Origin of the sequence: Streptomyces sp. NPDC000594 (assembly GCF_040299965.1) — a bacterium.
In the GTDB taxonomy this organism is placed as follows: domain Bacteria; phylum Actinomycetota; class Actinomycetes; order Streptomycetales; family Streptomycetaceae; genus Streptomyces.
On record NZ_JBEPCY010000034.1, the window covers coordinates 78,640 to 88,334 of the forward strand.

Genomic DNA, 9,695 nt, shown 5'->3' on the forward strand with positions numbered 1-9,695 from the left:
TGTCACTCCCATGTGAACCAGCGCCGGGCCGCGGCGATCAGCAGTACCGCCCAGAGCGCCGTGACCCCCAGATGCGTCCAGCTCGGCCATTGTCCCGCGGCGGCCTCGTCGAGGGCCTGCGCGGCGGCGCCCAGCGGGGTGAGGGTCACCACGCGTTGCAGGACATCGGGCATGGACGCCACCGGGAGCCAGACACCCGCGGTGAACATCCCCGGGAAGAACAGCGCCGAGCCCACCGCCTGGGTGGTCCTGATGGTGCGGCAGACGGCGGAGACGGTGGCGCCCAGTGCCAGGGTGGCCAGGGTGACGAGGGCGAGCACCACCAGGAACCCGACGGGCCGGCGGGGCAGGTCCACGTCGAACACGATCCGCCCCGCGGCGAGGGCGAGCAGCGCGGAGACCACGACGGTGGCTCCGTGCAGGGCGATCTGCGTGCCGATCAGGGAGCCCGGCCGGATGGGGGTGGTGGACATACGGCGGAGGATGCCGCGTTCCCGGTAGCCGGTGAGTACGGGCGGCATGGCGTGCAGCCCGGCCGTGAGCGCGGCGAGCAGGATGGCGACGGGGACATACAGATCCACGACGCGCAGTCCGCCGAGGTCGGCCGAGTGCTCCCGGTTGGACGGGATGGCGCCCACGATGCAGAGCAGGGCCGTGGGGAAGACCAGGACCCAGAAGAGGGAGCCGGGCTCGCGCAGGACCAGCCGTGCCTCGGCCTTGAGGACGGCGATGGCGCTGCCCTTGACGCCTGTCGTACGGGTGCGGGTGCGGGTGGAGGTGGAGGTAGGGGTGGTCATGCGTCCGGTCCCGTCAGGTCGAGGTAGGCGTCGTCCAAGGTGGCCTCGGTGACGCGGAGCTGATGGGCGGAGATGCCCAGCCCGGCGAGGAGCGAGAGCACGGCGTGCACGGTCCCGTCCGTGCCGTTGACCACGATCCGGCCGTCCCGGTGGGTGGCGGACGCGGCCGAGGGCAGCTCCGCCAGCAGCCGTATCTCCAGCGGGGCCGAGGGGACGAAGGAGATCGCCGTACTGCTCGCGGTCCGTCCGATCAGCCCGGACGGGGTGTCCAGTGCGGTGATCCGGCCCTTGTCGATCAGGGCGATCCGGTCGCACAGGCGCTGTGCCTCCTCCATGAAGTGGGTGACCAGCAGCACGGTGGCCCCGCCGGCGCGGATCTCCTGGATGAGCCGCCAGGTGTCGCGGCGGGCGCGCGGGTCGAGGCCGGTGGTCAGCTCGTCCAGGACGACGACCTCGGGCCTGCCGACCAGGGCGAGCGCGATGGAGAGGCGCTGCTTCTGGCCGCCGGAGAGCTTCGCGAAGCGGGTGCGGAGCTTGTCGGTGAGTCCCAGGCGCTCGGCGAGGGCGCGCCAGTCGGCGGGGGCCGGGTAGCAGGCGGCGTACAGTTCGAGCGCCTCACGGACGGTGATCCTGGGCTGGAGTTCGCTCTCCTGGAGCTGTGCGCCCAGGATGCGGGTGACGGGGCCGCGGTCGGCGACGGGGTCGTACCCGGCGACGCGGACACTGCCGCCGTCGGGGCGCCGCAGCCCCTCCACGCACTCGACGGTGGTGGTCTTGCCGGCCCCGTTGGGGCCGAGGATCCCGAAGATCTCTCCCGCCTCGACATCGAAAGATATGCCGTCGACGGCCTTCTTGTGCCCGTACACCTTGCGCAGGTCGCGGACTTCGACGATTGCCATGTCCATCAGGGTGCTGTGACAGGACGGGGGCGCACATCGGCCTTCACGCTCGAAGGGGCATCAGCCGATCGGTTGATGGCCGGGTACGACCTCGTGCTCGTCCCGGCCACCCGGCCGCCCCGGTCGGCTCAGCCGCTGCGGTCCGCTCGGCTGTCCTTGTTCCCCTGCATGTTGCGCAGGATCGACGCGATGTGGGAATCGGTCGGCCGTGCCGTGTTGTTGTCCGCCCGGCTGGGCAGGATCACCATCTGGTCGCTGAAGCGGTCGCCGAACTCCCGGTCCAGGCCGACACCGACAAAGCCGCACCGGACATCCGTGTCGGTCTCTCCGTCGACGGGCCGGCGGGGCAGCGAAACCAGCGCCGCCTGTGAACTGAGGGCACTGCCGTGGACGCGCTGCCAGCGTTCGGCGACCAGTCGCCTGCATTCCTCGGTGCTCATCTGGCTCAGCAGCGTATTGGCACGCATCGAGGCACTGGACAGACTTCCCGCCAGATCGAAGAAGTTGTTGATGGTGTACCTGCTGCGGCGCCACATATAGGCGCGATAGGGAACGGTCCTCGGGAGATACCCGGGAGTCACATTGAGCCATAGCTCATCGAAACTCCGGTTCTCCTCGTTCCGGTACTCGTTTTCGAGTTCCTCCAGCCAGATACCGGAGGTCCACCCATAGGTCTCCCCCTCCATGATCAGGATACGGGTGAACTTCTCGTCCATATCCTGGGTGGCGTAGTCGAAAAGGGCCCCGATCGCGCCGAGGGTGAGTGCGTGCCTGCTGCGCATGTAACGCAGCAGAAGATTGGCGTACTCCAGCAGTTCGTTCTGCTCCGACCCCGGGAACTGCTCGATGTATTTGCGCTGGCGGGCGATTCCGACGATCTCCTCGGGGGTGATGCCCGGGGGAACCTCACTGGCGAAGTCGATCCCGGTCGCCGTGGGCCGCAGCAGCAGGCTCCAGGGGTTGGGAAAGGTCTTGAAGTACTTCAGCAGCTCAGGGGCGGTCTCGGTGAAGTGACCGGTGCACGCGGTACAGAAGCAGGTCGCCTCGACCCGGCCCAGCTCCCCGCTCATGCCCCAGAGGTCGGTGACATCCAGGGCGATGCCCTTGAGTCCGCATCCCGGCCGCCGGGAGGCGACCTCCTGGACGATGTCGATCCCCGTTCCGAGAATCGCCCCCAGCACCTCGGTGGAGCGCGGGTTCGCGATGCAGGGCTGGGGTGTGGTGACTCCGCTGATGTCGCAGATCTGGAGCCCTTCGCCCGGTATGTACCCCATGGTGGGGCAGAAGGAGAGAATAATGTCCTTCTTCGCCTTGAGGAACTCCTCGACCACGTCCTCGAACCCCTTGAGGACCTGGGAGGGCTGGGCATGGCTGGAAAGCGGCACCCCCTGGAGGCCGTCGATCTCGTACAGCAGACCGTCGGACTCCGCGACGGGCAGTGCGACGGCCCTGGCGTCCACTCCCCAGGTGTCCTTGAATTCCTTGAGCAGCACGGCGGGACTCTTGTACCGCAGGACGGAGAGGCTCGGGATGTCGAGGACGCCCTCGCCCGCCGAGCGTGACACATTGGAAATGCTGAAGGTCCGGCGCTTATGACTCATCTGTGCCTCTCCATCGAGCCAGGGCCTGTAGCCCATCTTGCGTGACTTCCAGTCGGCCACCGGGGCTCCTGCGCACATACCCCCGGCCGATGAGCGAACGAAGAATCTCTCCGGTCACTGCTTGGGTGAGCTTCGGAACCACCTCGGCGGCGGCCGATACGACCGCCCTCTGCGTCAGGCGGCCGTCGGCGCTCCGGGCGCCCTGGCTCCGCATGACGCGCAGCAGGTCGTGCTCCTGCTTCGGGAAGGCCCAGTCGAGGGAGTCCGGGAACAGCGACGACAGGTCGCCCGGCGGCTCCTCCCGCCTGGGCGCTGCCGGAGGTCCCGGCGGTCCCGGACGCGGTGTCACGGGATCCAGCAGGGCGAGCAGGGTCACCATGGCCGCCGCCGCACTGCCCGCGGCGGCCTTCTGGGATCCGGCCGCGTCCGCAGCGGCCTTCCCGTCGTTCGCCTTGTCGCTGATGCCCCGTACGACCAGGGCGTCCAGCCCGCCCGCCAGATGGGCGGCCTCGACCAGGCCGACGGCCTCCATGTCCAGGGCGAGGGCGTCGTTGTAATGCTCCCGCAGATGGACCGCGATGTCCGACGACTCGTCGGCCAGGACCACATCGCCGGAGGCGATGGCGCCGACATGGACATCCTGCCGTCCGCGCATCGCGGCACGGACCGCCTGGTCCAGCCGGTGGGAGACAGGCCATGCCGCCGGACGCACCAGGAATCCCTCTGGACCGCTTTTGCCTCCGTGAATCCCATAAACCTTGTTCGCGATGACGACGTCGCCGATCTTGATATCGTCCTTGAGCCCGCCCGCGACGCCCACGAAGATCACCATCCGGACGGTGAGCCACTCGATCAGCCGTTCCGTGAGAATGGCTGTTGTACCGGCACCCATACCCGCCTCGACCAGGCCGATGTGCCACTGCGTACCGGGCAGTCGAGCGCGCTCGACCCGGGTGCCATAGGGGTGGACCAGTTCTTCCTCTACCGTGATGTGCTCTCGTACCGACATGTACTCGACGGGCAACGCCGTCACCACCACAGCCAGCGGTTCTGCTGCCTCGGACATGCGGCCCAGTGTAGAGCGAACTTCGCTGTGGAATAACTGAGTTGAAGCATAAACATGGGGGGTATCGGTGGGCTCGGAGCTACCGGAGAATGCGAACTGTGGTTCGAAGTTGACGGAACTCCTGGTGACGGAATACCAGGTGATCAAGGAGGAGCAGAAGGCGAGGATCGGATTCCGCGACAACCTGTTGTACGTGACGCTGGCCGCGGTCACGGCGGTCATCGCGGCCGCGGCCCAGACCGGGACGGTGGACCTGCTGCTCGCCCTGCCGCCCGTGTGCGTGATCCTCGGATGGACCTATCTCGTCAACGACGAGAAGATCTCCGCGATCGGACGGTACATCCGCACCGATCTGGGTCCGCGCCTGGCCGGGACGCTCGGCACGGAGCCCACGGCCGCGCCCCGGGAGCTGTTCGGCTGGGAGAGCGTCCACCGGGCGGACGCGCGCCGGGGCTCCCGCAAGCTGATCCAGTGCCTGGTCGACCTGAGCGCCTTCTGTCTGGTCCCGCTGGGGGGACTCGTCCTCTTCTGGCTGGACGGCTCCGGCGGAGCCGCACTGCTGACCGCGTCCGCCGTCGAGGCCCTGGCCATATCCGTACTGGCCTGGCAGATCCTGCTGTACGCGGTGCCGTTCCGCCCCCGGGCCCCCGGCCCGTGACCCTGCCGCCCCTGCCTCCCTGTTCTCGGAAGGGGGGGTAGCCCCCCTGCGAACATGGCGCCTACGCCCCGCGCGCCACCAGGGAATCGCGGGCGAGGATCTCCTCACGTCACCGGAATCAGACCGAACCGGGATCAGACTGAAGGAGTCCACCGCCATGACCAGGCAGCATCACCATCAGCGCATCGGCCGCAGGCCCCTGCTCGCCACGGCGGTGATCGCGACGGCAGCGGCCCTCACCCCCGCGGTGGCGCAGGCGGCCCCGGCCGCCCGGAGGACCCCGGCCCCGGCCGGGACGGCGCGGGACACCCCCCGTACCCAGGACCCGGTCGTCCGCGCACTGGACCGGATCGCCCATCCCCTGCGCTCCACCGAACCCGACGGGGGGACCGCCGATCTGCGGGCCCTCGCGTCGATGATCGGCGGCGCCAAGGTCGTCGGCCTGGGCGAGGCCACCCATGGCTCCCACGAGTTCTTCACCATGAAGGAACGGCTCTTCCGCCATCTCGTCCGGGAGAAGGGGTTCCGCGCCTTCTCCCTGGAGTTCAGCTGGCCCGCCGGAGTGCGGATCGACGACTACCTCCAGACCGGCAGGGGCAACGCCCGGCAGATCGCCAAGGAGACGCTCACCGGCTCCCCCTGGGACCGGGAGGAGTTCGTCCACCTCATCGAGTGGATGCGCGACCACAACCGCCGCAACCCCACCCGTACCGTCCACTTCGTCGGCAACGACCTCGGCGGCCCCGCCATCAGCGACGCGTTCTTCGGCCGGATCACCGACTATGTCCACCGGCACCACCCGGCGCTGGCACCCCGTATCGACGAGCTGTACACCGGGCTCCGCCCCCTCGACGATGTCTTCGCCTATCTCCACAAGCCGCTCGCCGAGCGCCGGCGCTTCGCCGACCGGGCCCGGCGCGCCCTCGGCCTGATCAGCGCGGCGGGCGGCCGGGACCGGGAGGCCTACGACTGGGCCGTGCAGAACGCCCGCTCCGTCGCGGACACCACCGAGTTCCTGACCGCGAACGTCGACGACCTCGCCGCCCTGCCCGACTTCCAGCGCTTCCGCGACCGGGTCATGGCCCGGAACATCCTGTGGTGGCAGCGGCGCACCGGCCACCGGATGCTGGTCTCCGCGCACAACGACCACCTCGGCCTCGTCGCCGGGACCGCCGAGATGTACCCGAAGACCCAGGGGTCCTTCCTCCGCGACGCGCTGGGGCGGAACTACCTCCCCATCGGCATGACCTTCGACCGGGGCTCCTTCCTCTCCAAGGACACCGCCATCGGCGGCGACTGGAAGAAGTTCACCGTCGGCGCCGCCGCCCCCGGCACCAATGAGCACACCCTCGACCGGGTCCGCCACCGCGACTTCTATGTCGACCTCCGGGCCGCCGCCCCCGACGCCCGCCGCTGGCTGGACACCGCCCGCCCCACCCGTACCATCGGCACGCAGTTCTCCGAGGGCTACCCCCTCTACGACCTGGCCCTCGGCCGCGCCTTCGATGTCCTGATCCACCTCCATGACGTACGGGAGGCCGACCCGCGCAGGCCGTGACCCCCGGGTCCGGGCCCCCCGGGGTGCCGTGCCCCGGGTCCGGTCCCCTCGGGTCCGGGCCGCTCGGGCGGCCCGGGGAGGGTCAGCGGCGGAAGGCGGACGGGGGGCCGGGCCACCAGGCGTGTTCGCCCAGGGTCCGGACCAGGGCCGGGACCAGCAGGGAGCGCACCACCAGGGTGTCCAGGAGAACGCCGAAGGCCACGATGAAGGCGATCTGGATCAGGAAGGCCAGCGGGATCACCCCCAGCGCCGCGAAGGTCGCCGCCAGGACCACCCCGGCCGAGGTGATGACCCCGCCGGTCGCCACCAGGCCCTCGCGCAGGCCCTCCCGGGTGCCGAGGCGGATGGACTCCTCCCGTACCCGGGACATCAGGAAGATGTTGTAGTCCACCCCGAGCGCCACCAGGAACACAAACCCGTACAGCGGCACCGAGGCGTCGGTGCCGGTGAAGCCCAGCAGCTGGGTGAAGACCAGGGACGCGACCCCGAGCGTGGCGAAGAAGTTCAGTGCCACCGTGGCGACCAGGAGCAGGGGCATCAGCAGCGAGCGCAGCAGCGCCGTGAGGATGACCAGGATGATCGCCAGGACGACCGGCACGATCAGGGCCCGGTCGGCCGCCGCCGTCCGCTGGGTGTCGATCCGCTGGGCGGTGACCCCGCCCACCAGCGCGTCGGCGTCCGGCACCGCGTGGACGGCCTCGCGCAGCGCGGTGACGGTCCGTTCGGCCGCCTCGCTGTCGGCCGGGTCCGCCAGGGTGACATCGAGCCGTACCCGGCCGTCGGCGATCAGGGGCGGGCCGCCGGGGTCGCCACCGGCCGTCGTCGTGAGGACGGCGGCGACGCCCGGTACCCGCCGGGCGGCGGTGGTGACCGGCTCCAGGGCGGCGGCGCGGGCGACGACCACCGTGGGGCTGCCCGATCCGCCGGGGAAGTGCTCGCCGAGGACGGCCTGCGCGGTCACCGAAGGCGCCTCTCCGACGAGGGTCTCGTCCAGGGGCACCCCCCGTGAGGTCAGGGTCGGTGCGAACGCCGCGCAGACGAGCAGCGCCGCCAGGGTGCCCGCCCAGACCCGGCGCGGTGCCCGGTCCACCAGGTCGGCGACCCGGCGCCAGAGCCGGTGCGACCCGCTCGCCGTCTCCGCGTCCGCCCGGTGGGGGCGCGCGGGCCAGTAGGCCGCGCGGCCGAGGAGGACGAGGACGGCGGGCAGGAAGGTGAGCGCCGCCGCGACCGCGCAGACGATGCCGATGGCTCCGACGGGGCCCAGGGCGCGGTTGTTGGTCAGATCGCTCAGCAGGAGCGCGAGCAGTCCCAGCGCCACGGTGGCCGCGCTGGCCAGCACCGGACCGGCCGAGCGGCGCAGGGCGGCCCGCATCGCCGCCGTGCGGTCGCCCCCATGGGCCAACTCCTCGCGGAATCTTGCCGTGAGCAGCAGCGCGTAGTCCGTGGCCGCCCCGATCACCAGGATCGACAGGATCCCCTGGACCTGGCCGTCGACCCGGACGACCCCCCGTTCGGCGAGTGCGTAGACCACCGCGCAGGCGAGGGCGAGCGCGAGGACGGCGGCCACGATGATCAGCAGGGGCAGCAGCAGGCTGCGGTAGACCAGCAGCAGGATGACGAGGACCGTCGCCAGGGCCACGCCCAGCAGCAGACCGTCGATCCCGGCGAACGCGTTCTTGAGGTCCGCCTGGGCGGCGGCCGGGCCCGCGAGATGGACGGTGGTGGCCGGCACCGTCCGGGCCGTGGCCCCGATCTCGTCCAGCGCGTCCGCCAGCCCGTCGCCGAGATCGGCCCGCAGCGGTACGACCGCCCGCAGCGCGCGGCCGTCGTCCGAGGCGAGCACGGGGGACGCGGCCCCGTCGAGCAGGGGTGAGCCGTCGATCTCCGCCAGGGCCCCGGCGGCGTCGGCGCGTGCCGTCGCCGGCAGCGGCCCGTCGTCCGCGCGGGCGGTCCAGACGATGACGAGCGGCAGGGCATCGCTCTGCCGGAAGTCCTCCTGGACGTCGATGACCTGGGTCGACTCGGCGCTACGGGGCAGGAACGCGGCCTGGTCGTTGGTGGCGACCTCGCCGAGCCTTCCCGCGTACGGGCCGAAGATCCCGCCGATGCCCAGCCAGGTGACGAGGAGGACGAGGGGGATCAGCAGACGGGCGGTACGGGAGGTTCGAGCGGGACGAGAGGGGCGGGCAGGACGGGTGGGGCGGGCAGTGTGAGGCATTGACGGCACATCCGCTGTCTCGACGGGGTGGCTGTGCTGACCGGGCGATTATCTTGATGGAATGAGATATTCGGGATGGTAGGGGACGGGAGGGCGACGGCCGGAACCGGCCCCCTGCACCCGGTGGGCCCGCACGGGACCCGGTGGCCGCGCCCCGGACCCGGTGGGCGGCCTCAGCGCGGCGGTTCCTCCAGGGCCGTCTCCGCGCCGAAGGCGTCCAGCTCCTCACTGAAGGCGTCCAGGAACCGCAGGACAACGGCGAGTTCCGCGTCGTCGAACCGCACCCGCGCACGCTCCCCCGCGACTGCCAGCGGGCGGAAGAACGCCCGCGCGGCCAGCCGTGCCTCGTCCACGTACTCGATACGCACCACACGCCGGTCGGCCTGGTCACGGGTGCGGCGGATATGACCGGCGCGCTCCAGCCGGTCCAGACAGGCGGTCACCGCACCCGAGGTCAGCCCCAGCCGCGCCCGCAGGATCCCCGGTGTGACCGGCCCGTCCGCGTCCAGGACCGTGGCGAGCGCGCTCACATCCGTCGGATGCAGACCCTGGGCCGTCGCGAAGGCGTGCGTCAGGCGGTTGATCTCGCCGTTCACCCGGCGCAGGGAGACCGCCAGGGGCATCAGCCGCTCGAACGCCCCCGCGCCGCCGCCGCTGCCGTGGTCCCCGCCGCCGCTGCCGTTCCCGCCGTCCACACCGCTCTCCCCGTCCACGCGTGGAAGCGTACCGGCGGCTTCCGGATCGCGGCCCGTACGGGCGTCGGGGCGCCGAGCGGGGGATCCCGGTCGGCGCCCCGATCCCTCGCTAGGTCGTGTCTTCAAAGTCCCGTCTGCCGGCCGTGCCCTGGCACGCACACTCGCGATGTTGTCGTCGGTCGCCGATGCTCCGCATGGACTCC

The 9,695-nt window shown here is 71.0% G+C and carries 8 protein-coding genes; 2 read left to right on the top strand and 6 right to left on the bottom strand.

Features of this window, described 5'->3' with window-relative positions:
* Window positions 1-2: 2 nt before the first annotated feature.
* From ABT354_RS31100 to ABT354_RS31115, 4 genes are all read right to left on the bottom strand, one after another.
* Window positions 3-797: an ABC transporter permease gene (locus ABT354_RS31100; protein WP_351499959.1), complete on the bottom strand. Its 795-nt coding sequence runs from the start codon at window positions 795-797 to the stop codon at window positions 3-5.
* On the bottom strand, window positions 794-1,696 hold the full coding sequence (locus ABT354_RS31105) for an ABC transporter ATP-binding protein (protein ID WP_351499960.1): 903 nt from the start codon (window positions 1,694-1,696) through the stop codon (window positions 794-796). Before ABT354_RS31105 ends, ABT354_RS31100 begins: the two co-directional genes overlap by 4 nt.
* Window positions 1,697-1,824: 128 nt before the next feature.
* Window positions 1,825-3,297 (bottom strand): hypothetical protein, encoded by a 1,473-nt coding sequence (locus tag ABT354_RS31110; protein WP_351499962.1) that lies wholly within the window; start codon window positions 3,295-3,297, stop codon window positions 1,825-1,827.
* The gene (locus ABT354_RS31115; RefSeq protein WP_351499964.1) at window positions 3,287-4,363 is read right to left on the bottom strand and encodes a 5'-methylthioadenosine/S-adenosylhomocysteine nucleosidase family protein; all 1,077 of its coding nucleotides are present in this window, start codon (window positions 4,361-4,363) and stop codon (window positions 3,287-3,289) included. The genes ABT354_RS31110 and ABT354_RS31115 overlap by 11 nt, the downstream gene beginning before the upstream one ends.
* Before the next feature lie 124 nt (window positions 4,364-4,487).
* On the opposite strand from ABT354_RS31115, the gene ABT354_RS31120 reads away from it, so the two are divergent.
* Both ABT354_RS31120 and ABT354_RS31125 read left to right on the top strand, forming a co-directional pair.
* Complete coding sequence (locus tag ABT354_RS31120; protein ID WP_351499966.1) at window positions 4,488-5,021, top strand: hypothetical protein; 534 nt, start codon at window positions 4,488-4,490, stop codon at window positions 5,019-5,021.
* Window positions 5,022-5,178: 157 nt separating this feature from the next.
* Window positions 5,179-6,579 carry an erythromycin esterase family protein gene (locus ABT354_RS31125; protein ID WP_351499968.1) on the top strand — a complete coding sequence of 467 codons (1,401 nt, stop codon included), beginning with the start codon at window positions 5,179-5,181 and terminating at the stop codon, window positions 6,577-6,579.
* 82 nt (window positions 6,580-6,661) lie between these two features.
* Here the strand turns inward: ABT354_RS31125 and ABT354_RS31130 are convergent, their stop codons facing one another.
* Both ABT354_RS31130 and ABT354_RS31135 read right to left on the bottom strand, forming a co-directional pair.
* A complete protein-coding gene (locus ABT354_RS31130) occupies window positions 6,662-8,797 on the bottom strand; it encodes an MMPL family transporter (protein WP_351499969.1) in 2,136 nt (711 codons plus the stop codon).
* Between the two features lie 173 nt (window positions 8,798-8,970).
* Window positions 8,971-9,420: a MarR family winged helix-turn-helix transcriptional regulator gene (locus ABT354_RS31135; protein ID WP_351499972.1), complete on the bottom strand. Its 450-nt coding sequence runs from the start codon at window positions 9,418-9,420 to the stop codon at window positions 8,971-8,973.
* Between the last annotated feature and the right edge of the window lie 275 nt (window positions 9,421-9,695).

What these genes read in the sequence shown, in the direction of transcription:
- ABT354_RS31100 (WP_351499959.1), bottom strand. Translation starts at nt 797, where the DNA reads ATGACCACCCCTACCTCCACCTCCACCCGCACCCGCACCCGTACGACA.
- ABT354_RS31105 (WP_351499960.1), bottom strand. Translation starts at nt 1,696, where the DNA reads ATGGCAATCGTCGAAGTCCGCGACCTGCGCAAGGTGTACGGGCACAAG.
- ABT354_RS31110 (WP_351499962.1), bottom strand. Translation starts at nt 3,297, where the DNA reads ATGAGTCATAAGCGCCGGACCTTCAGCATTTCCAATGTGTCACGCTCG.
- ABT354_RS31115 (WP_351499964.1), bottom strand. Translation starts at nt 4,363, where the DNA reads ATGTCCGAGGCAGCAGAACCGCTGGCTGTGGTGGTGACGGCGTTGCCC.
- ABT354_RS31125 (WP_351499968.1), top strand. Translation starts at nt 5,179, where the DNA reads ATGACCAGGCAGCATCACCATCAGCGCATCGGCCGCAGGCCCCTGCTC.
- ABT354_RS31130 (WP_351499969.1), bottom strand. Translation starts at nt 8,797, where the DNA reads ATGCCTCACACTGCCCGCCCCACCCGTCCTGCCCGCCCCTCTCGTCCC.
- ABT354_RS31135 (WP_351499972.1), bottom strand. Translation starts at nt 9,420, where the DNA reads ATGCCCCTGGCGGTCTCCCTGCGCCGGGTGAACGGCGAGATCAACCGC.